Source organism: Blastococcus sp. TF02A-26 (assembly GCF_003319125.1).
GTDB lineage: Bacteria > Actinomycetota > Actinomycetes > Mycobacteriales > Geodermatophilaceae > Trujillonella.
Genome location: NZ_QOHG01000004.1, coordinates 186,489 through 207,197, shown reverse-complemented (window position 1 = coordinate 207,197; position 20,709 = coordinate 186,489). Strand labels below are relative to the sequence as shown.

The following is a 20,709-nucleotide window of genomic DNA, read 5'->3' as shown; positions in this document are numbered from 1 at the left end:
CTGACGGCGTGGGGTGCCGGGCGTGCTGAGCCGTGACGAGTACCTCGCCGAGTGGTCCCGCTGGCACGGCGGCACCGACCCGGCCGCGAGCGGGCTGGTCCGTGGCTGGCTGACCGCCGCCTACACGCTGGCCCGCCCGGTGGCACGGGTGTCGCCGCTGGTGGCGACGGCGGTCGGGCTGCTGGTCGCGGCGGCCGCGGTCGGGCCGGCGGTCGCCGGCGGGTACTGGCTGGTCGCGGCGGGCCTCCTCGTGGGCCTCTCCGGGCTGCTGGACTCCCTGGACGGGGCGCTGGCCATCGCCACCGGTCGCGCCTCCCGCCGCGGCTACGTGCTCGACTCCGCCGTCGACCGGCTGACCGAGGCGGCGTACGCGATCGCGCTGTGGGTCGGGGGCGCGCCGGGCTGGCTGGCCGTCGTCTTCGGGGCGCTGTGCTGGCTGCCGGACTACCTGCGCGCGCGTGCCGGTCAGGCCGGGGTCGACGAGACCGGGGACATCTCGGTGTGGGAGCGGCCCACCCGCGTGGCCATGACCGGCATGACACTGGGAGGTGCCGGCGTCGTGTCGGCCGCCGGCGACCTCGCCGACGTGGTGGTCACCACGGGCACGGCGGTGGGTGCGCTGCTCGGCGTCGTGGCCGTCGCCCAGCTCGGCCGCGCCATCCGCCGGGCACTCCCGGACTGAGTACTCCTACTCTTGTCGGGCCCGATCCCGCGCCGCCGGCGCTGGTGTCCCAGCCCGAGGAGCGCTCGTGCCCGTCGCCGTCACCGGCTCCATCGCCACCGACCACCTCATGACCTTCCCGGGGAAGTTCACCGAGCAGTTCGTCGAGGGGCAGATGGAGAACGTCTCGCTCTCCTTCCTCGTCGACGACCTCGTCCAGCACCGCGGCGGGGCGGGCGCCAACATGGCGTACGGCCTGGGGTTGCTGGGCGTGGGCCCCGTCCTCGTCGGGGCGGTCGGCAGCGACTTCGCCGACTACGAGGCCTGGCTCAACCGCAACGGCGTCGACACCGCGAGCGTGCACTGGTCGGAGTTCAAGCACACCGCGCGCTTCGTGTGCACCACCGACCAGGTCAACAACCAGATCGCGTCGTTCTACTCGGGCGCCATGGCCGAGGCCTGCGAGATCGAGCTGGCACCCGTGGTGGATCGGGTCGGCACGATCGACCTGGTCGTCATCGGCCCCAACGACCCCACGGCGATGGTCCGGCACACGAAGGAGTGCCGGCAGCGCGGCTACCCCTTCGCCGCCGACCCCAGCCAGCAGCTGGCCTGGGCCGACGGCGCGATGATCCGCGATCTGGTCGAGGGCGCGGAGCTGTTGTTCACCAACGAGTACGAGTCCCACCTGCTGCTGCAGAAGACCGGCTGGACCGACGCCGAGGTGCTCGACCGCGTGGGTCTGTGGGTCACCACCCGGGCGGCGGACGGCGTCCTGGTCCGCTCGGCCGGCGCGGACCCGATCGAGGTCGCGGCGGTCCCGGAGACCAAGCCGGTCGAGCCCACCGGCGGCGGCGACGCCCTCCGTGCCGGGTTCATCGCCGGCCGCGCCTGGGGGCTGTCGGTCGAGCGCAGCACCCAGCTCGGGTCGGCCGTGGCCACCGAGGCCGTCGAGGTCATCGGCACCCAGGAGTACGAGCTGGTGCGCGAGCCGTTCCTGGCCCGCTTCGCCGAGGCCTTCGGCGAGGACGCCGCCGCGGAGATCGCCGAGCACCTGCCCGGCTGAGCGTCAGCGGTCACGGACGCGCTCGCCGATCGAGGGGTCCTCGGCCCAGTCGCGATAGGGGATCCGGGGGATCTCCAGGACCTCGCCGATCGTCGACCACTCGTTGCCGCCGAGCCGGGCCAGCGGCCGGAGCTCCTCGATGCGGGGCCGGCCGTCGCGCACGGCGCTGCTCCACGCGGTGACGAACTGGACCCGGCCGAACACCACGGTGCTGTCGCCCAGCCGCACGGTGGAGTGCAGCGTGCACTCGATCGACACCGGCGACTCGGCGACCCGCATCGCGGCCACCCGCTCGCTGGGCTCGAGCCGCACGCCGGTGTGCTCGGCCTCGCTGTGGTCCGGCGGGAAGTCGGTGCCGGTGGCGTTGACCTGCTCGAACAGCGGCTCGGGCGTCAGGTTGATCGTGAAGTCGCCGGTCGCCTCGACGTTGTTCAGCGAGTCCTTGCGGCCGACCGAGGTGAACTGCACGACCGGCGGGGCCACGCACGCCACCGTGTAGAAGGAGTGCGGTGCCAGGTTGTGCACGCCCTCGGCGGAGCGGCTGCAGACCCAGGCGATCGGCCGCGGCACCACCACCGAGTTCAGCACCCGGTAGAAGCGCCCCGCTCCCATCTCCGTCGGGTCGAAGGTGGTCCGTTCGCGCTGCTCGGTCACCGGGTCATCCTCGGTCACCGTCCGTCGCCGGGCGCGCGCGGGGACATCACACCGACCGGCCGCGCCAGGTGAGCGTGCCGCGGCGGTGGCCGGCGACCGAGCGGGCGAGCAGCACGTCGAACGCCAGCATCGACAGCGGGTGGGCCAGGGCGTCGGGCCACACCCGGCTGCCGGTCGCCGCGGCGCTCACCGCCCGTCCGGCCACGCCGGCCGCGTAGCCGACCAGTCCGGCGCGCGAGCCGCGCAGCGCGGCCACCGCCGGGACGACGCCGACGGCGCTCAGCACCGCCGCGGCCGTGACGCTCGCCGTGGGGGATCCGCCGACCGCGGCCCACAGCGACTTCGCGTAGCCGGCCGACAGCGCCGTCCACCCGTCGTACATCCGGCAGGCGGCGAGCTCGGCGCCGGCCACCGGCACCGCCCGCCCGCCGGCCCGCTTGACCGCCCGGGCCAGGGCGACGTCCTCCAGCACCTCGCCGCGGACGGCGGCGTGCCCGCCGGCGGCCAGGTAGGCCGGCACGGTCATCACCAGGAACTGGCCGTTGGCCGCGGTCAGCGACGGCCGCGGGGAGCGCTCGGCCAGCCGCAGCGGCAGCGTCGTCGCCCACAGCCAGGGGGAGAGGGGCTGCACCAGCCGTTCGGGGAGCGTCCCGGCGAGCGGCCGCGGCCAGGGCGAGACGAGGTCCAGGCCGTGCGCGTCGAGGACGGCGACGGCGCGGGCGAGGGCGTCGGGGAACAGCCGCACGTCCGCGTCGAGGAAGACCAGCACCCCGTCGGGGTCGGCCGGCACCTCGGCGACCCCCGTGGCGCAGGCGTGCGGCTTGCCGAGCCACCCGGGCGGAGGAGGCGGGGCCGTCACCAGCCGGACGCGCGGGTCCTCGATGCCGAGGACGACGTCGGCGGTGCCGTCGGTGGAGCCGTCGTCCACCACGACGACGGTCAGGTCGGGGACGCCGCGCTGCGCCAGCACCGCGGCCAGGCACTCGCCGACGTGCCGCTCCTCGTCGCGGACCGGCAGCACGACGGTCACCGGCCGCATCACCGGCGGGTGCCGCTCGGGGGGCCGGCGCAGCAGCCGCACGTTGACCGCCGCGTGCGCCGCCGTGACCACCGCCGCAGCCGACAGCCCGCGGACCAGCCGTCCGCTCACCGGCGGGCCTGCACGGCGAGCGCGACCAGCACGGGGAGCGCCAGCAGCACGCCCCACGCCGCGGAGCCGGGCAGGTCGAGCCACCCGGCGTGGGCCAGGGCGCCGCCGAGGGTCATCCACGCGAGCGCCAGCAGCGGTGCGCCGTCGCCGATCCGCGGCGGGACGGCGGTGCGGTCGACCAGCACGTCGAGCAGGGCCATCAGCACGAGCCCGGCGAGCAGCCAGCCGGCGAGGTTGGTCAGCGGCACGGTGTCGATCCCGGGCAGGCCGGGGGAGGGGTGGGCCCACGTCCAGTAGCCGGCCTGCACCATCTGCGGGTCGAGGACGACGTCCCAGGCGGCGAACACGAACGCCGCGGCCGCGACCCGGGCGGGACGCCGACGTGCCGGCCGCACGGCGCGGGTCAGCAGCCGGCCCAGCAGCCAGGACGGCCAGGCCATCATCAGCCAGGCCAGCGGCACCAGGAACGGCACGCCCAGCAGGGTCGGGCCCAGCACGTCGCTGTAGGTGTACTCGCCGTAGGGGAACCCGGTGGCGAGGCCGACCGACTCGAAGACGACCGACGCCACGGCCACCAGGGCCAGCACGCCGGCGCCGGTGCCCAGCCCCCGGCTGAGCGCCGCGTGGGTGACCGAGAGGGTCGCGCCCAGCAACACGATCGCCCAGCTCACGACGTTCCGCGCGTCGCCGTCGGTCAGCGGGTAGGTGATCGCGGTCAGCACCAGCAGCGCGGTCAGCGCCCAGGGCACGGCGGCGCGCGGACCGGCGCTCCGGACGCGGGCGACCAGCGGTGCCGTCACCGGCGCACCCGGGCGAGCACGGCCCGGCGGGCCCGGGCCAGCGGCCGGCGGTCGGCCAGCACCAGCCGCGCCGCCGTCCGCCCCGAGTTGCCCGACACCCCGCCGCCGGGGTGCGTCGACGCGCCGGCCAGGTAGAGGCCGGGCAGGCCGGGCACCCGCTGACCGGCGAGCGCGGGCGTGGGGCGCAGCGAGAACATGCTCGCCAGGCCCATCTCCACGTGCATCACGTTGCCACGCAGGAGCGACAACTCGCGCTCCAGCGCCACGGGGGTCTGCACGTACAGCTCGCGGACGGAGTCGGCGAAGCCGGGCGCGTACCGGTCGACCGCGGCGAGCAGCTGCCGGGCGGCCGGCTCGGCGAGGACGTCCCAGTCGGCGCCGGAGGCCAGCTCGTACGGGTACCACTGCCCCCAGACGGTCACCACGTGCTGCCCGGGCGGGGCGAGGGTGTCGTCGGTCGCCGAGAAGCACATCACCAGGGGGACCGGCTCGCGCGGGAGGCGGCCGGCGGCGAAGTCCCCGTGCGCGGCGGCCAGCTGGGCGCGGTCGGTGCACAGCAGCTGCAGCCCGCCCTGCGCCAGCTCGTCGGGCACGCCCGGGTAGGACGGCGGGGCGTCGGTCAGGGCGCGGAGCACCAGGCCGAAGCCGTTGCCCAGCGGCGGCGCGGCGTCGGCGAGGGCCGCGGGTGCGGCGTCCCCGGCGAGGTCCCGGGTGGCCAGCACGTGGCAGGCGGAGACGACGACCGGCGCGCGCAGCTCCCGCCCGGACGCCGTCCGCACGCCGGCGACGCGGCCGTCCTCGACGAGCAGCGCCTCGGCGGCGTCCCCGAGGGACACCCGGCCGCCGTCGGCCTCCAGCCGGCGGCGCAGCGCGGCGGTCAGACCGCCGGAGCCGCCGACCGGGTGGCCCGGGGGGACGTCGTGCAGGAGCGCCACCCAGCCGACCATGGCCGCCGTGCCGGGCTCGCTCATCGGCGGTCCGGATTGCGCGCCGAACCAGGCGAGGGCGGCCTTGAGCCGCTCGCTGGTGAACCAGCGGTCCAGCAGCGCGTCGCCGGACCCGAGGAAGTCGACGGCGAGGTCGCCGCCGGGGGTGCGTGGCCGTCCGTCGCGGGGTGCGCCCAGCGGCCAGAACGCGCGGACCAGCTTCGCCGGGCTGGGCGGCCCGCCGAACGAGGCGACGACGGCGCGGCTGCGCGGCCCCCACTCGGCGACGAACCGGCGGTAGGCCTCGGCGTCGACCGGACCGCAGGCGCCCTCGATGGAGGCGCAGGTGGCGTCCAGGTCGACGGAGAACACCAGCGGCCGGCCGTCGGGGCCGTCGTCGCCCGGGGTGGGCGCGGGGGCGAACCCCCACGGGTCGCAGTCGACGTAGCGCAGGCCGGAGGCGGCCAGGTCCAGCTCCTCGACGATGCCGCTGTGCCGCACGATCACGTGCGCGCTCGACCCGCGGTCGACGCGGACCCCGGGCCAGCGCTCGACGGTCGACACGGCCCCGCCGAGCACCTCGTCGCGCTCGACCACCTCGACGCGCAGACCCTCCCGGGCCAGGTAGCAGGCGGCGACGAGCCCGTTGTGGCCGGAGCCGACGACGACGGCGTCGAGGGCGGGCGAGGGGGACGGCGGTTCGGCGGGGGTCACACCTGGTCGTTCGTCGGGCCGGGACGGCGCGGATGCAGCGGGAGGTGCGCGCCGAGGATCGCGAACGGGCGGGCGTCGCCGGGGAAGTGGTGGTTGCGGGCCAGGTCGACGAAGCCGTCGGCGTGGTACAGCCGGAAGGCCTTGGTGTCGGTGTCGGGCGTGGAGAGCAGGGCCACCGGGTTGGGCAGGTCGGCCACCAGCGCGTGCAGCAGCCGGCGGCCCAGCCCGCGGCTCTGCGCGTCGGGGTGGACGTGCAGCTCGCACACCTCGAAGGCGCCCGGGAGCCAGCGCTTCGCCGTCCGCCGGTCGAGGGCGGCGCGGACCTGGTCGTGCCACCACTGGCCGGGGGCGACCTCGTAGCCGTAGCCGAAGCCGACGAGGTGCTCCCCGTCGGCGCCGGCGTCTCCGGTGCTGCTGAACGCGCCGACGGCGCGGAAGCCGGGGCGCTCGGTGTGCTGGATGGCGTAGCCGTAGCGGCCGGCGACCACCGACGACGAGTAGCCCATGGCCGCGCCGTAGATCGCGAGGGCCTCGTGCATGTGGTCGCGGATCCACCCGGTCGACAGCTCGGTGACGCGCGTGTCGGGCCTGGTGCCGGTCATGCCTGTACCGCCTCGGGGGAGAGCGTCTCCACCGGCCCCGGACCCACCTCGGCGGGGGTGCCGTCGGTGAGCCGGAGGAGCTCGTCGTAGCTGGTCGGGAAGACGGTGTGCGGGTGCCCGGCGGCGGCCCAGACCGTGGTGTGGCGGGCCAGTTCGACGTCGACCAGCGTGCCGATCGGCGCCGGGTGGCCGACCGGGGCGACGCCGCCGATCGCCTGGCCGGTGTGCTCGCGGACGAAGTCGGCGCGCGCCACCCGGACCTCGGGGACGCCGAGCAGCCGGGCGACCTGCTGGGTGTCGACGCGGTGGGCGCCGCTGGTGAGCACCAGCAGCGGGTTCCCCCCGACGTCGAACACGAGGCTGTTGGCGATCGCCCCGACCGGGACGCCCAGCTGGGCCGCGGCCAGCGCCGCCGTCCGGGCGTTCTCGGCGAGCTCGCGCACCTCACCGGTGGCCCCGGCCTCGCGGAGCCGGCGGACGACCTCGGCCACCCGGGGGGAGTCGGCGGCAGGCATGACGGCGATCCTCCCACCCGTTCCCGGGGTTCGGTCGGGTGGGCGACCTGCTCCGCGGGGCCCGCGCTAGCGTCCGGGCATGGCCATCGACCCGCGCGGCGCGGACCTCAAGCGGTTCCTCCAGGAGGACCCCGGCGGCCCCGTCGTCATGCTCAACCTGCTCCGGTTCGCCGAGGGCGGCCGGGAGTCCTACGCGCGGTACGCCGCGGCGCTGCGGGAGACCTTCCTGGGGCGGTACGGCGCCGAGGTGGTCTACGCCGGCGACGGCGCCACCCCGCTGGTCGCCGAGGAGGGGCAGGCGTGGGACGCGGTCCTGCTGGTGCGCTATCCCAGCCGTGAGGCGTTCAGCCGGATGGTCGCCGACCCCGAGTACCAGCAGTTCACGCACTTCCGCACGGAGGCGCTGACCGAGGCGGTGCTGCAGCCGACCACCGCGTGGTGACCGGCGCGCGGCTCAGCCGCGCGCCCAGGTCTTCAGCGCCGGGCCGCCGGGGCCGCCGAGCTGCTCGAGGCGTACCGGGCGGCGGGTGATCGCGAGGGCGAGCGCCTCGGCCGGGCCCTCGGCGCGGACCCCGGTCCCGCGCGACCAGTCGACGTCGGTCGCGGCGTAGGTCAGGTGCGGCAGGCCCCGGGGGATGAAGGCCGGGGTCGCCCGCTTGCTGGTCAGGAGGTCGAGGGCGTCGGCCCACGGGTCGAGCGGCCGGCCGTGGTCGAGGCCGAGCGGGACGGTGATGTCGAGCCGGTGCACGAGCAGGTCGGTGAGCGGGGCGTGCCAGTCCATGCCCGGCGGGGTGAACCGGTCGTCGGCGTGCTCCCGGAGGTCGTCGACGAGGGTGGCGGTCGGGAGCTGCGCGCGGGCGTCGGCCAGCAGGTGGTTGGCGCGGTCGAAGGACCCCCGGCCGCGGACCAGCGCGCGGAGGAAGCCGGGGATCGAGCCGGTGGGGCCGACCATCAGGTGCGCGGCCACGTGCCGGACCGTCCAGCCGGCGCACAGGCTCGGGGTCGCCCACTGCTCCGGCGTGAGCGTGTCGAGCAGGTCGGCGAGGGCTCGTCGCTCGGTGCCGATGGTCGTCCAGGCGGTCGTCTCGTCCACGGCGCGGATCCTGGCAGGTGGCGCCGACGACCGGGGGAGTCCGGGACGTCGATCCGCGTCCTGACCTGCGGGAACTGTCGTACCCCCGGCCTAGCGTGCGGGTGTGTCGATCGGAGTCGTGCCGCCCCCGCGGGTGGCGGGCGTGCCGGTGCCGGTGCTGCCGTCGGAGGTCGTCTCACCACGGTGGGCCGATCTGGACCTGGCGGCCGAGATCTGGTCCACCGACGCGCGGCTGGCCCGGGAGCACGCTCGGCAGGCGGCGGTGATCACCGAGCTGGCCCGCCGGCGGCGCCCGTCCCGGGACGCGGACTTCGGGCCGCGCGGCGGGGCGGGCCCGGATGCGCGGACGACGCGGCCGGCGGGGCTGGCGGATGTCTCCGATGACTTCGTGACCGAGCTGGCGGTGATCCGGGGTTGCTCGGAGCACGAGGCCTCCCGGCTCGCCGTTGAAGCGCTGCTCTTGACCGGGAAGCTGGCGCCGGCCTGGAGCGGGCTGTGGGCCGGGGACCTCACCATCGCCAAGGTCCGTGTCCTGCTGGACCTGCTCGGCGACGCCTCCGAGGAGGTCGCCGCCACGGTGCTGGCCCGCGTGCTGCCCGGGGCAGCCGGGTGGGAGCCCGCCCGCCTGCGCGAGCGCACCCGCTACCACCTGTACCGGGCCGATGCCGCCGCGAAGGACCGTCGCCGCCGGGAGGCCGAGCGCACGGCCGACGTGCACGTCGAGCGGACCGCCGACGGGCTGGGCCGGCTGGTCATCGAGGGCCCCCTTCCGATGGTCCACGCCGCCCGCGACGCGATCGGCACCTACGCGAACTGGGCGCGGGCCGACGGCGACGACCGGCCGATCGGGCTGCTCCGGTCGATGACCGCGTTCGATCTGATCCTTCGGCCGTGGGACGCCTCCCGGCCGCCGGTGACCGCGCACCTGACCCTCCACGCCGCCATCCCGACCCTGCGCGGGGGCGCCGGCGCCCCGCCCGCCGAGCTGGACGGGCAGATCATCACCGCCGCCCAGTGCCGCGAGGTGCTGGACCTGCTCGACCTGCAGCCGACGCCGGCCGGAGGGTCGATCCTCATCTCCCTCGACGAGCCGGCCACCGGCCAGACCGTCGCCGTCGCCACCCGCGCCGAACTCGCCCGCGCCACCGGCACCGGCCGCCGCGTCCGCCGCCGCGGGGCCGATCCCGGCCTCACCGACGGGCCCGGGCTCCGGCTGCCCTCGCCGACCTCGGCCTATCGGCCCTCCGCCGCCCAGCGCCGCCTCGTCACCACCCGGGACCGCACCTGCCGCATGCCCGGCTGCCGACGCCGCCCCGGCTCCTGCGACATCGACCACGTCACCGCCCACGCCGACGGCGGACCCACCACCTGCACCAACCTCTGCTGCCTGTGCCGGCGTCACCACCGCATCAAGACCTTCGCCCGGGGCTGGGCCTTCACCCTGCTGCCCGACGGCCGACTCGTCGTCCGCACCCCCTCCGGGGTCACCCGCACCACCCGGCCACCCGGCTGGGCGCACGACCCCGAACCCGACCCACCCTGGCTCGACGAGACCGCCCCACCCGACCCACAGCAGCAGGGGTGAGCCGGCGATGCGCGGTGTCCCCAGGGTGGGCGCGTCCGGCTTGACGGCGTCGCAGCGGTCGGGTGTACTCGATGTGTTCGAACACGCGTTCGAACAGCGTCGCTCCCCGCGTCCGCCGGATCTTCCCCACCGGCCGGCGCGGTCCGGGCCGGCGCGCCGGGTTCGAGCGGTGGGGAGAGTGACATGGGCCGGGTGCTGAGCGGGGTCGGCGGTCGGGTGGGCGAGGAGGTCCAGGTCGAGCGTGGCCCGCTCGGCCCGGTCCAGTTCTGGCGCGGGGAGTCCCGCTATGTCGTCGGGGAGCTGCTCGACTCGTGGGTGGAGACCCCGGCCTGGTGGCAGCGTGCGACCGCCGGTGGCGCCTCGGGTGACCTGGTGGCCTCGCGGGAGGTGTGGCGGCTGGAGGCGGTGCGGGCCGGCCGCTCGCGGATGAGCTTCGCCGGTGTCTACGACCTGTCGTGGGACGCGGCGGAGAACCGCTGGTCGCTCGTGCGGGTGCACGACTGATGGGCGCGCTGCGAGCCATGACCTACGAGCGAGGGTCCGCCGGGCGCTACGACCGAGCCACCGCCCAGCAGTTGCCGCTGCCCCCGCCGGTGCCGGCGGCCGCCGCCGGGTTGCTCGACCAGGCCCGGCGCGGGCTGGCCGAGGCCGCTGCCGCGACCGACCCGCGGGAGCGGTACGCCACCGCGCACCTGGCGGCGCTGCGGGGTGCCGCGGCGATGCTGGCCGCCCGCACCCGTCCCGAGAGCAGACGTCGACGGCCGCGCAGCGCCTGGGTGCTGCTCGGCGAGGTCGCGCCCGAGCTGGGGGAGTGGGCCACCTTCTTCGCCGCCGGTGCCGCCAAGCGGGCCGCCGCCGAGGCCGGGCTGTCCCACGCGGTCACCGAGCGCGAGGCCGACGACCTGGTCCGCGACGTCGAGGCCTTCCTCGGGGTGCTCGAGGCCGGTCTGACCCAGCTCCCGGAGCCGGCTCCCCGGCCCCGGGTGGTCGGCGGCACCCAGTACCGCAGCCCCCGGCGGTGAGCAGCGACCCCTTCGTCCACCTGCACGCCGCCTCGGGCTACTCCATGCGCTACGGGGCCAACCACCCGGCCGACCTGGTCACCCGCGCCGCCGAGCACGGCATGGGAGCGCTCGCGCTCACCGACCGCGACGGCCTCTACGGCGCGGTGAAGTTCGCGCTGGCCTGCCGGGCGGCCGACGTCCGGCCGATCTTCGGGATCGACCTGGCGGTCACCCCCGCGGTGGACAGCAGCGTCCCTCCGGCGCTCGCGCACGCTCTCGGCGCCGGACCGTCCGGAGTGGCGGGGGCGCGGCACCGTGCGCGCCGCCCTCTCCCGCCCGAGTCCGAGGGTCGACTGGAGGGTGAGGGTCGGGGGCGGGGTGGCCGCCGGTCCCCGGCACGCGGCGGGGCCAGCGTGGACCCGCGCCTGCCCCGGGTCACCTTCCTGGCCCGCAACGGCGCCGGTTGGCGCTCGCTGTGCCGGCTCACCAGCGCCACCCACCTGCGCGGCACCCGCGGCGAGCCGGTCGCCTCGTTGGCCCTGGCCGCCGAGCACCCGCTCGGGCTGGTCGCCCTCCTGGGGCCGGACTCCCCGGTGGGCCGGGCCCTGACCGCAGGCCGCGCCGACGTGGCCGCTGCCCGGCTCTCGGCCTGGCGCGCGGTGTTCGGGCCGGGGCAGCTGGCGCTGGAGGTCGTGCACCACCGCGGTCGCGGCGACCGCTCCCGGGCGCAGGCGATGCTGCGGTTCGCCGACGAGACCGGCGTGCCGGTGGTGCTCACCAACGCCGTCCGCTACGTCGACGCCCTCGACGCCCCCACCGCCGACGTGCTCGACGCCTCCCGCCGGCTGGTCGCCCTCGACCAGCGGCACGTCGACCGGCGCACCGCCGAGGGCTACCTGAAGTCGGGCAAGGAGATGGCCGACGTCGCCGAGGACCTCGTCGGCCCCGACCGCGACGCGGCGGCCCGGCTGCTCGAGCGCACCGCCCGGCTGGCCGAGCAGTGCGTGGTCGACGTCAAGGAGGACCTCGGCATCGGCACCGTGCGCTACCCGGAGCTGGACGTCGTCACCACCCCCGCAGAGGCCGGCCTGGACCCGGCGCAGGTGCTGCGGGCCCGCTGCGAGGCGGGGATGGGCCGGCGCGGGATGGCGCCGACCGGCACGGTGCGCAGACGGCTGGCCGACGAGCTCGCCGTCATCGAGCAGCTGGGCTACCCCTCCTACTTCCTGACCGTCGCCGATGTCGTCGACCTCATCAAGAGCCTGAGGGTCCGGGCGGCGGCGCGCGGGTCGGGCGCGGGCAGCCTGGTCACCTACCTGCTGGGCATCTCCGACGTCGACCCGATCCGCTACGGCCTGCTGATGGAGCGGTTCCTCTCCCCGCTGCGCCACCAGCTGCCCGACATCGACATCGACGTGGAGTCCGCCCGCCGGATGGAGGTCTACGACGCGGTCCTCGACCGCTTCGGCGCCGAGCGGGTCAGCTGCATCTCCATGATGGACACCTACCGGGTGCGCCATGCCATCCGCGACGTCGGCGCCGCCCTGGGTCTGCCCCCGGCCGAGGTCGACGCGGTCGCCAAGGCCTTCCCGCACATCCGGGCCAACCAGGTGCACGCCGCACTCAAGGACCTCCCGGAACTGCGGGCCAGCCGGATGGGCTCCAAGCGGTCCGGCGGGAGCGGCGATCTGGACCTGCTGTTCGACCTCGTCGCCCGGCTCGACGGGCTGCCCCGGCACATCGCCCTGCACCCCTGTGGCGTGCTGCTGTCCGACGCCACGCTGCTCGACCGCACCCCGGTGGAGAACAGCTACCTGGGCTACCCGATGAGCCAGTTCGACAAGGACGACGTCGAGGAGCTCGGGCTGCTCAAGCTCGACCTGCTCGGCATCCGGATGCAGTCGGCGATCGCGCACGCCCTGGACGAGGTGGCCCGGGTCGACGGCGAGACCGTCGACATCGACGCCATCCCGCGCGACGACCCGGCGACCTTCGAGCTGATCCGGAGCACCCGCACCCTCGGCATGTTCCAGATCGAGTCACCCGGCCAGCGCGAGCTGGTCGGCAAGTTCGGGCCGGAGTCGTTCGAGGACATCGTCATCGACATCTCGCTGTTCCGGCCCGGCCCGGTGAAGAGCGACATGGTGACGCCGTTCCTCATGGCCCGGAACGGCTGGCGCGACCCGGTCTACCCGCACCCCGACCTCGCCCCGTACCTGGAGCAGACCGCCGGGGTGGTGGTCTTCCACGAGCAGGTGCTGCAGATCGTGGCCCAGATGACCGGCTGCGACCTCGCCCAGGCCGACGAGGCGCGCCGGGCGCTGGGCGACCGCGACCTGCACGAGGAGGTGCGCACCTGGTTCAAGCCGCGGGCGCTGGAGCGCTATCCGGTCGAGGTCGTCGAGAAGGTGTGGGAGGTGCTGGTCGCCTTCGGCTCGTTCGGCTTCTGCAAGGCCCACGCCGCGGCCTTCGCGCTGCCCACCTACCAGTCGGCCTGGCTGAAGACCCACCACACCGCGGCCTTCCTCGCCGGGGTGCTCACCCACGACCCGGGCATGTACCCGAAGCGGCTGATCCTCGACGACGCCCGCAACTTCGGCGTCCGCGTGCTGGGGCTGGACGTCAACGCCTCCGGCGCCACCTACCGGGTGGAGCGCGTGGACCCGGAGGAGATCGAGGGGGGTGACGCCGACGGATCCCCTCTGCAGGCGTGGCGCCGGCCGGAGTGGATGCCGCCGTCGGTGCCCGACCCCTCCCGCCACGGCATCCGGCTCGCCCTCGCCGACGTCAAGGGCATCTCCGACGACGAGGTCGCCCGCGTCGTCGCCGGTCAGCCGTACCGGTCGCTCAACGACTTCTGGCAGCGCGCCTCGGTGTCCCGGCCGGTCGTCGAGCGGCTGGTGCTGGCCGGCGGGTTCGACTCCCTCTACGGCTTCGGCGTGCGCGACCGGGAGGCCGGCCGGCCCACCCGCAGCCGCACCGCGGTCACCCGCCGCGACCTGCTGCTGCAGATCAGCGAGCTGGACCGGTGGAGCCGCAGCGGCGCGCGGGCCGGTGCGGTCGGCCAGCTGAGCCTCGACCTGCTCGGTCTCGACCTGCCCGAGGAGGAGGGGGTCGCGCCGGAGGAGACCGCGCTCGGCTGGGCGGCCGGCAGCGGGCTGCCCGAGTTCACCGACGCCGAGCTGGTCCGCGCCGAGCTCGAGGTGCTCGGCCTGGACGCCAGCCGGCACGTCGTCGACTTCTACCGCCGCTTCCTGTCCGCCATCGGCGCGGTGCCGGCCGGGGAACTGCTGGGGTGCCGCAGCGGGTCGGAGGTGCTCGTCGCCGGCGTGAAGGTGGCCACCCAGACGCCGCCCATCCGCTCCGGCCGCCGCGTGGTGTTCGTGACCCTCGACGACGGCACCGGCTGCACCGACTCCACCTTCTTCGAGGACGTGCAGGGCCCCTACGCGGCGACGGTCTTCCACTCCTGGCTGCTGGTGATCCGCGGGGTGCTGCGGCGCACCGGCCCGCGCGGGGTGTCGATCCGGGCCACCGGCGCGTGGGAGCTGCCCGCGCTGTACGAGTCCTGGGAGACCGGTGGGCTGGCGGCGGTCGCCGAGCAGATGGCCGCGCCGGGCGAGTACACCGAACAGGCGATCGCCGGCGCTGCGGCCTCGCACGGCTCGCGGCCGGTGGTGGTCAAGCCGGTGCTCGTCCACCCGACCGGCTTCCGGATGTCGCCCTACGCCGACATCAAGCCGGCAGGGGAGGACGCCGGGACCGCGGCCCGCCGCGCCGCGGCCAGTGCACCCCGGAAGCTGTGGCACTCCAGCCCGGGGAGCAGCGGCCACTGAGCAGGATGACCGTGTGACCCGGGACCTGCGCGTGTGCTTCGTCGGCGACTCCTTCGTGGCCGGGGTCGGGGACCCGGAGCACCTGGGCTGGACCGGCCGGCTGGCCGCCGCGAGCGAGGGCGCCGGCCTGCCGCTGACCCGCTACGTCCTCGGTGTCCGGCGGCAGACCAGCGCCGAGATCGCCGCCCGGTGGGCCGCCGAGTGCGCGCCCCGGCTGACCGGGGACTGGGAGGCCCGCGTCGTCCTCTCCATGGGCGTCAACGACACGACCGAGGAGGACGGCGCCCGGCGGCTGGATCTCGCGCGCTCGGTCGCCGCCCTCGGCGAGGTCCTCGACGGCGCCGCCACCAGAGGCTGGCCGGTGCTCGTGGTCGGCCCGCCGGCCGTCGCCGACGAGGACCACAACGAGCGGACCGCGGCCCTCGACGACCGCTTCGCCCGGACCTGCACCGACCGCGGCGTGCCCTACGTCCCCGTCGTCCGGACGCTCGTCGCCGATCCGACCTGGATGCGGCAGGTCGCCGCCGGCGACGGCGCCCACCCCGGAGCCGCCGGCTACGCGCTGCTGGCCGATCTCGTCCGCCCGCACTGGCAGGAGTGGCTCGCCGGCGGGCGATGAGTCCCGCGCCGCCCCGGCGTCCAACCTCCGACGACCACTACTGGGACCGGCTCACCGACGGCGGCCAGGAGAGCCAGTGCGGATGGCTCGAGGACCCGCTTCGGCGTCTCCTGGCAGGTCGTGCCCACCCGCCTGATGGAGCTGCAGGCCGACCCCGACCCCGACCGGCGCCAGCGCGCGGTCCAGGCGATGCCCACGATGCGCGAGCTCGTCATCGCCGACCTGGAGCGCGCCGCCGACTCCGTACCGGCCCGAGCAGCGACGGCGGCACTAGGCTCCGACGGGTGCCGCCCTCCGCCTCCGCCACGCCCGCCGGGGAGCAGCTGCCCGCCCGCACCGCCGCTGTCTGGGCCGCGCTGGACCCGCTGGTCGCGGGCGGGACGCCGCTGCGGGTCCTCGACGTCGGCGGCGGCAGCGGGACCCTCGCCGTCCCGCTGGCCCGGCTCGGTCACCAGGTGACCGTCGTCGACCCCAGCGCCGACGCCCTCGCCACCCTCCGCCGCCGGGCCGACACCGCCGGCGTCGGTGGCAACGTGCACGCCGTCCAGGGCGACGGCGACCGGTTGCACGAGCTGCCCCTCGGCGGCACGCCCGGGGACTACGACCTCGCGCTGTGCCACGCCGTGCTGGAGGTCGTCGACGACCCCGCCGTCACCCTCGGCGAGGTCGCCCGCGCCGTCCGCTCCGGCGGCACGGTCAGCGTCGCCACCGCCAACCGCGCCGGCGCCGTCCTCGCGCGGGCCCTGGCCGGCCACCCGGTCGAGGCGCAGGCCCTGCTCGACGACCGCGACCCCGCGCCCGGCCGCAGCCGGCCGGCCGCCCGTCGGTTCGGGCCCGAGGACCTGCTGGCCCTCGTCCGCGACGCCGGTCTCGAGCCGGGGGAGTGGCGTGGCGTCTCCGTCGTGGCCGACCTCCTCGGCGCCAGCTCCGGCGCCGACTCCGACGGGGTGCGCCGGCTGGAACTGCGGCTGGCGGAGGTCTCGCCCTACCGGGACGTCGCCGCGGGCCTGCACGTCCTCGCCAGTCGTCGGTGAGCCGCCACCCGTGACCACAGCCCTGCCCGCCGACCTGGCCGCCCCCGCCTACGGCGGCGGCACGCTGGCCGACGTCCTGCCCGGCGCGGCCGCCGCCCTCGGTGTGCCGGTCCACCGCGGCGACCTGCCCGGCGACCCGCTGGACCTCACCGGTGCCCTGGCCGGGGCCCGCCGCGTCGCCGTCCTCCTCGTCGACGGGCTGGGCGCCGACCTCCTCCGGCGGCACGCCGCGATCGCGCCGACCCTCGCCGCGCTCGCCACCCCCGCCGGCGACCTCTCCGCCCCCTGCCCGAGCACCACCCCGGTCAGCCTCACCACGCTCGGCACCGGCCTCCCGCCGGGCAGCCACGGCGTCCTCGGCTTCGTCACCGCGGTCCCCGGCGAGGACCGCGCGCTCAACCACACGCAGTGGGCCGACGACCCCGACCCGCGCGACTGGCAGTCCCGCCGCACGGTCTTCGAGCAGGCCGCCGACGCCGGCGTCGCCGTCACCGCCGTCGCGCCCTACGCCTACCGCGGCTCCGGCCTCTCCGAGGCCGCCTACCGCGGCGCCGCGTACTCCGGCACCGTCGGTGCCGGGGACCTCGCCGCCGGGCTGCTGCAGGCCCTCGAGGCCGGCCCCCGCGCGCTGGCCTACGGCTACACCCCGGAGCTGGACCTCACCGGCCACGTCCGCGGCGTCGACTCCCGGGCCTGGCGGGCGCAGCTGGCGCTGGTCGACCGGCTCGTCGAGCAGGTCCTCGCCGGCCTCCCCGACGACGCCGCGCTCCTGGTCACCGCCGACCACGGCATGCTCGACGTCCCCGTCCACACCCGGTTCGACCTCGACGACGAGCCCGACCTCCTCGACGGGGTCCGGCTGCTGGCCGGCGAGCCGCGGGCCCGCTACGTGCACGCCGTCCCCGGTGCGGCCGACGACCTGCTGCACCGCTGGCGCGACGTCCTCGGCCACCGTGCCTGGGTGGTCTCCCGGGAGGAGGCCGTCGCCTCGGGGGTGTTCGGGCCGGTCGACGACGCCCTGGCCGAGCGGGTGGGCGACGTCGTCGCCCTGGCCCGGGGCACCTGGGCGCTCACCGCCACCCGCCAGGAGCCCGGCCCGAGCAGGCTCGAGGCGTACCACGGCTCGCTCACCGGAGTGGAGCTGGCGATCCCGCTGCTGCTCGCCCGCGGCCGAGCCCTGCAGTGACCCGCGAGGAGACGTCGTGACCGAGCCGAAGAGCGTGACCTTCCGGACCACCGTGGCCGCGCGCGGCAACAACACCGGCATCGAGGTGCCCGACGAGCTGATCGAGGCACTGGGTGCGGGGAAGCGGCCCCCGGTCCTGGTCGACCTCGACGGCCACGAGTACCGCACCACCGTCGGGGTCATGGGCGGCACCGCGATGGTCAGCGTCAGCGCCGCCGTCCGGAAGGCCACCGGTCTGGCCGGCGGGGACCCGGTCACCGTCACGCTGACCGTCGCGGACACCCCGCGCGAGGTCGTGGTGCCCCACGACCTGGCGACCGCCCTGGCCGCCGACCCCACCGCCGGGGCCTTCTTCGCCGGGCTCAGCAACAGCCTGCAGCGCTACCACTGCGACCAGGTCACCGGCGCGAAGACGCCCGAGACCCGGCAGCGGCGGATCGACAAGGCCGTCGCCCTCTTCCGCGAGGGCAAGCAGCGCTAGAGCCGGCGGCGCTCCGTCGAGGTCACCGTCCGGCCGCCCGAGGAGACGGCGGTCGACAGCACGTCCCACACCCGGGCGTGCGCCTCGTGCGTCGCCGAGCAGGTCAGCCGGAACGCCTCGTCGGTGGGCCGGCACTCCACGGTCACGACGACGTCGCCGTCGGCCCCGGCGAGGGTCACCTCCCAGCGCTCGACCGGCTGCCCGGCCGGGGTCAGCCGGGTCGCGCTGCGGGCCGGCAGGTCGTCGACGCCGAGCAGCCCCAGCTGGTCGCGCGCGTGGTGCTGGGCGGCCTGCACCGCCGGCGGCAGCCCGGCGCGGCCGCGCAGCCAGGGGAGCGCCACCTGCTCCTTCGCGTGGGCGGCGAGCAGCTCCGCGCCGTCGTCGGGCACCCGCCCGTAGTAGACGCCCAGCGGCAGGACGACGACGTTGGCGGCGAACCGGTCCCCGCCCAGGTGGCTGCACTCCCACACGTCGGCACCGGCGGCGAGCAGCCCCCGCGCCACCGGCCGGCCGCGCAGGGCGCAGCACGCGTCGTGCCCGCCGTGGCTGCAGACCAGATAGGTCAGCTCCTCGCTGCGCTCGCCCACGCTGCCGTCCCACGGCGCGTCCGCGATCTCGGCGTCGGACTCCCGCACCGACCACCAGGTGCCCTGCCGTCCCGGCCGGCCGTCGACGTACGCCCAGCGCCGCCCCGTCTCGCCCGCGCGGGCGTCCGGCCGCCGGATGAGCAGCACCCGCACGCCCTCTGCCCGGGCCCGCTGGGCCAGCCGCGCCGCCACCAGTGGGTCGATCCGCGACTGCAGCAGGGCGTCGCGGCCCCACGGACCCGGCTGCTCCACGAGCACCCAGCGCTGGGCCGGTGCGGCGGTCGCGGCGGGGGAGTCGCCCCGGTTCGCCGCCCGCACCGAGCAGCGGGTGTCGTCGAGCTTCCCGGCCGGGCGGGGGGAGCGGGGGGCGGGAACGGTCGTGTCCCCGTCCTCTCCCGCGCGTGCCGTCACGGGTTCATCGTGCACTGCGGCTCACGCGGGAGGCAGTCCCGCGTCGGCCACGACCACGATCGACTCGGTCAGCAGCCGTCGCGCGAGGGTCAGCTGGTCGGCCGCGTCGAGGCCCGGCAGGTCGGCGACCTTCAGCTCACCGGTCGTGAGCAGAGCGGCCAGCGCGGGGCCCGTCGCTGCGGGGAACTCGTGCCGGCGCCGACCGGCGACGAGCGCGACCCGGCCGTCGGCGGGCTGGCGCAGCTGGCAGCGCAGCCGGCGGCGCAGCGTGAGCACGGTGTCGGGGGACAGCCCGGCGGCCGCGGTCGCCTGCGCCAGCGGGGAGACCGGCTCCGGGCGGACCTGTGCCCAGGTCCGCCCGCGCACCCGGTCGGCGACCTCGGCGGGGTCCACCCGGTCCAGCCAGTCGCGCAGCCCGGCGAGGACGGCGGCCACGTCGTCGGCGGTCGACCCCGGGTCGGCCAGGTCCACGCCCATCGGCAGCGAGCGGCGCAGCTCGGCGTCGTCGGCGGCGAGCTCCCGGACCACGTCCAGGGCGGCCTCGGCCGCCGCGAACCGGGTCACCGAGTGCACGCCGACGGTGAGGTGGGCGCTGATCTCGCCCAGCGCGGTCGCCGAGTGCAGGTACCCGCGGGGGAGGTAGAGGACGTCACCAGGGCGCAGCACGGCGTCGATCACCGGCTCGCCCCCGGCGGCCGCGGCGACCTCGTCGCGGCGCTGCTCCCACGGCTGGGAGCGCAGCGGGTCCGGGTGCACCGGGGCGTGGATGCGCCAGTGCTTCTCGCCGGCGATCTGCAGCACGAAGACGTCGTGCACGTCGTAGTGGGCGGAGAAGCCCCGTGACGACGGCGGGGTCACGTAGGCGTTGACCTGCGTGGGGTGACCCAGGTCGGCGGCCAGCTGGTCGGCGAACTCGAACAGCGGCGGCCAGAGCCGGTGCAGCCCCTGCAGGACGACGGTGGAGCCCTCGGCGAACAGCCGCAGCACCGAGTCCGACGACACCTGGTCGGCGACCTCGGCGCCGGCGCCGCCGGAGGTGGTGAAGCGCTTCGCGTCGACGACGGCGCCGTCCTTGGCGATGCGCAGGAACGGCGTCCGCAGCCCCCGGCGGGACAGCAGCTCGTCGACCGCGGGCAGGTCCAGCAGGTCGGAGAAGTCCGCCCCGGTGTCAGCGGCGCGGGTCAGCAGCGGCCGGCGGGCCCAGTACCGCTCGGCGAAGACCCGCGGGTCGAGGGAGGTGCACCGGCGCAGGGCCGGCCGGTCGTCGACCGGCCGGCCCCGTCCGGCGGGGTCCTGGCTCAGGCCGAACCGTCCGCGCCGCCGTCGGCTCCACCGTCGGCGCCACCGTCGCCGCCACCGGCTCCACCGTCGGCCGGGCCGTGGCCGGCACCGCTGTCGGCGCCACCGTCCGCGCCGCCGTCGCCGGCACCGCTGTCCGCGCCGCCGTCGGCGCCGCCGTCGCCACCCGAGGCGCCGCCGTCGGCCGGGCCGTGACCCGCGCCGCCGTCCGCGCCACCGTCGGCACCGCCGTCCGCGCCGCCGTCCGCGCCACCATCGGCACCGCCGTCGGCCACGCTGGTCATGTCGTCGTCGTCGAGCGCCATTGCTGCTCCCATCGGTCGTGGGCCACCGGACAGCGGCCCGCCGACGCTGCCTTACCTCGCTGATCGTCGTCTCACACACGCCCCGGACCAGCGGTTACGCCGATCGGGGCACAGCTGTGTCACGACACGCCGCCGCCGCGCCGGGGGTGTCCGGCAGGCCGTATCGTCCTCCCGACGGATC

General features: G+C 76.5%; 21 protein-coding genes. 11 read left to right on the top strand and 10 right to left on the bottom strand.

The genetic code is table 11. The annotated features are described in order from the left end of the window. Positions 1–22: 22 nt before the first annotated feature. Together DQ240_RS06350 and DQ240_RS06345 are read left to right on the top strand one after the other, a co-directional pair. Positions 23–682: a CDP-alcohol phosphatidyltransferase family protein gene (locus DQ240_RS06350; protein ID WP_113838868.1), complete on the top strand. Its 660-nt coding sequence runs from the start codon at positions 23–25 to the stop codon at positions 680–682. Positions 683–749: 67 nt separating this feature from the next. Further along, positions 750–1,727, top strand: coding sequence for a carbohydrate kinase family protein (locus tag DQ240_RS06345; RefSeq protein WP_113838759.1), 978 nt, complete (start codon positions 750–752; stop codon positions 1,725–1,727). Positions 1,728–1,730: 3 nt separating this feature from the next. On the opposite strand, the gene DQ240_RS06340 is transcribed toward DQ240_RS06345, so the two are convergent. From DQ240_RS06340 to DQ240_RS06315, 6 genes are read right to left on the bottom strand one after another with little or no spacing between them, the layout of a single operon-like run. Then, positions 1,731–2,381, bottom strand: a complete 651-nt coding sequence (locus DQ240_RS06340; protein ID WP_233498544.1) for a flavin reductase family protein — start codon at positions 2,379–2,381, stop codon at positions 1,731–1,733. Between the two features lie 46 nt (positions 2,382–2,427). Continuing rightward, entirely contained in the window at positions 2,428–3,531 is a 1,104-nt protein-coding gene (locus tag DQ240_RS06335; RefSeq protein WP_113838758.1) for a glycosyltransferase family A protein, read from the bottom strand. After that, positions 3,528–4,331 carry a carotenoid biosynthesis protein gene (locus tag DQ240_RS06330; RefSeq protein WP_113838757.1) on the bottom strand — a complete coding sequence of 268 codons (804 nt, stop codon included), beginning with the start codon at positions 4,329–4,331 and terminating at the stop codon, positions 3,528–3,530. The genes DQ240_RS06335 and DQ240_RS06330 overlap by 4 nt, the downstream gene beginning before the upstream one ends. Then, entirely contained in the window at positions 4,328–5,971 is a 1,644-nt protein-coding gene (locus tag DQ240_RS06325; RefSeq protein WP_113838756.1) for an NAD(P)/FAD-dependent oxidoreductase, read from the bottom strand. Before DQ240_RS06325 ends, DQ240_RS06330 begins: the two co-directional genes overlap by 4 nt. Beyond that, positions 5,968–6,573, bottom strand: a complete 606-nt coding sequence (locus DQ240_RS06320) for a GNAT family N-acetyltransferase (protein ID WP_113838755.1) — start codon at positions 6,571–6,573, stop codon at positions 5,968–5,970. Before DQ240_RS06320 ends, DQ240_RS06325 begins: the two co-directional genes overlap by 4 nt. Continuing rightward, the gene (locus tag DQ240_RS06315; protein ID WP_113838754.1) at positions 6,570–7,088 is read right to left on the bottom strand and encodes a YbaK/EbsC family protein; all 519 of its coding nucleotides are present in this window, start codon (positions 7,086–7,088) and stop codon (positions 6,570–6,572) included. The genes DQ240_RS06320 and DQ240_RS06315 overlap by 4 nt, the downstream gene beginning before the upstream one ends. Positions 7,089–7,167: 79 nt before the next feature. Here DQ240_RS06315 and DQ240_RS06310 point away from each other — a divergent pair, with 79 nt between their 5' ends. Then, entirely contained in the window at positions 7,168–7,530 is a 363-nt protein-coding gene (locus tag DQ240_RS06310; RefSeq protein ID WP_113838753.1) for a DUF1330 domain-containing protein, read from the top strand. Between the two features lie 12 nt (positions 7,531–7,542). Here the strand turns inward: DQ240_RS06310 and DQ240_RS06305 are convergent, their stop codons facing one another. Next, positions 7,543–8,181, bottom strand: a complete 639-nt coding sequence (locus DQ240_RS06305) for a maleylpyruvate isomerase family mycothiol-dependent enzyme (RefSeq protein ID WP_158548556.1) — start codon at positions 8,179–8,181, stop codon at positions 7,543–7,545. 103 nt (positions 8,182–8,284) lie between these two features. Here DQ240_RS06305 and DQ240_RS06300 point away from each other — a divergent pair, with 103 nt between their 5' ends. The 8 genes from DQ240_RS06300 to DQ240_RS06260 all read left to right on the top strand — a co-directional run bounded on the left by DQ240_RS06300 (position 8,285) and on the right by DQ240_RS06260 (position 17,926). Beyond that, the gene (locus tag DQ240_RS06300) at positions 8,285–9,766 is read left to right on the top strand and encodes an HNH endonuclease signature motif containing protein (RefSeq protein ID WP_113838751.1); all 1,482 of its coding nucleotides are present in this window, start codon (positions 8,285–8,287) and stop codon (positions 9,764–9,766) included. A 183-nt stretch (positions 9,767–9,949) separates the two neighbouring features. Then, the gene (locus tag DQ240_RS06295) at positions 9,950–10,270 is read left to right on the top strand and encodes a DUF6504 family protein (RefSeq protein WP_113838750.1); all 321 of its coding nucleotides are present in this window, start codon (positions 9,950–9,952) and stop codon (positions 10,268–10,270) included. Positions 10,271–10,287: 17 nt separating this feature from the next. Continuing rightward, positions 10,288–10,788 carry an SAV_6107 family HEPN domain-containing protein gene (locus DQ240_RS06290; protein ID WP_113838866.1) on the top strand — a complete coding sequence of 167 codons (501 nt, stop codon included), beginning with the start codon at positions 10,288–10,290 and terminating at the stop codon, positions 10,786–10,788. A gap of 44 nt (positions 10,789–10,832) precedes the next feature. Next, positions 10,833–14,606, top strand: coding sequence for a DNA polymerase III subunit alpha (locus DQ240_RS06285; protein ID WP_369831998.1), 3,774 nt, complete (start codon positions 10,833–10,835; stop codon positions 14,604–14,606). Between the two features lie 13 nt (positions 14,607–14,619). Beyond that, positions 14,620–15,225 (top strand): GDSL-type esterase/lipase family protein, encoded by a 606-nt coding sequence (locus DQ240_RS06280; RefSeq protein ID WP_113838748.1) that lies wholly within the window; start codon positions 14,620–14,622, stop codon positions 15,223–15,225. Between the two features lie 284 nt (positions 15,226–15,509). Further along, positions 15,510–16,259, top strand: a complete 750-nt coding sequence (locus tag DQ240_RS06270) for a methyltransferase domain-containing protein (protein WP_113838747.1) — start codon at positions 15,510–15,512, stop codon at positions 16,257–16,259. 10 nt (positions 16,260–16,269) lie between these two features. Continuing rightward, complete coding sequence (locus tag DQ240_RS06265; RefSeq protein WP_113838746.1) at positions 16,270–17,445, top strand: alkaline phosphatase family protein; 1,176 nt, start codon at positions 16,270–16,272, stop codon at positions 17,443–17,445. 16 nt (positions 17,446–17,461) lie between these two features. Further along, complete coding sequence (locus DQ240_RS06260; RefSeq protein ID WP_233498543.1) at positions 17,462–17,926, top strand: YdeI/OmpD-associated family protein; 465 nt, start codon at positions 17,462–17,464, stop codon at positions 17,924–17,926. Here the strand turns inward: DQ240_RS06260 and DQ240_RS06255 are convergent. The 3 genes from DQ240_RS06255 to DQ240_RS06245 form a co-directional block, all read right to left on the bottom strand. Further along, positions 17,923–18,924 (bottom strand): sucrase ferredoxin, encoded by a 1,002-nt coding sequence (locus DQ240_RS06255; protein ID WP_113838745.1) that lies wholly within the window; start codon positions 18,922–18,924, stop codon positions 17,923–17,925. The genes DQ240_RS06260 and DQ240_RS06255 overlap by 4 nt on opposite strands. A 21-nt stretch (positions 18,925–18,945) precedes the next feature. Continuing rightward, positions 18,946–19,926 carry a cupin domain-containing protein gene (locus DQ240_RS06250; RefSeq protein ID WP_369831996.1) on the bottom strand — a complete coding sequence of 327 codons (981 nt, stop codon included), beginning with the start codon at positions 19,924–19,926 and terminating at the stop codon, positions 18,946–18,948. A 296-nt stretch (positions 19,927–20,222) separates the two neighbouring features. Next, the gene (locus DQ240_RS06245; RefSeq protein ID WP_113838864.1) at positions 20,223–20,528 is read right to left on the bottom strand and encodes a BatC protein; all 306 of its coding nucleotides are present in this window, start codon (positions 20,526–20,528) and stop codon (positions 20,223–20,225) included. Positions 20,529–20,709 lie beyond the last annotated feature (181 nt).

What these genes read in the sequence shown, in the direction of transcription:
- DQ240_RS06320 (WP_113838755.1), bottom strand. Translation starts at nt 6,573, where the DNA reads ATGACCGGCACCAGGCCCGACACGCGCGTCACCGAGCTGTCGACCGGG.
- DQ240_RS06315 (WP_113838754.1), bottom strand. Translation starts at nt 7,088, where the DNA reads ATGCCTGCCGCCGACTCCCCCCGGGTGGCCGAGGTCGTCCGCCGGCTC.
- DQ240_RS06310 (WP_113838753.1), top strand. Translation starts at nt 7,168, where the DNA reads ATGGCCATCGACCCGCGCGGCGCGGACCTCAAGCGGTTCCTCCAGGAG.
- DQ240_RS06295 (WP_113838750.1), top strand. Translation starts at nt 9,950, where the DNA reads ATGGGCCGGGTGCTGAGCGGGGTCGGCGGTCGGGTGGGCGAGGAGGTC.
- DQ240_RS06290 (WP_113838866.1), top strand. Translation starts at nt 10,288, where the DNA reads ATGACCTACGAGCGAGGGTCCGCCGGGCGCTACGACCGAGCCACCGCC.
- DQ240_RS06285 (WP_369831998.1), top strand. Translation starts at nt 10,833, where the DNA reads ATGCGCTACGGGGCCAACCACCCGGCCGACCTGGTCACCCGCGCCGCC.
- DQ240_RS06245 (WP_113838864.1), bottom strand. Translation starts at nt 20,528, where the DNA reads ATGGCGCTCGACGACGACGACATGACCAGCGTGGCCGACGGCGGTGCC.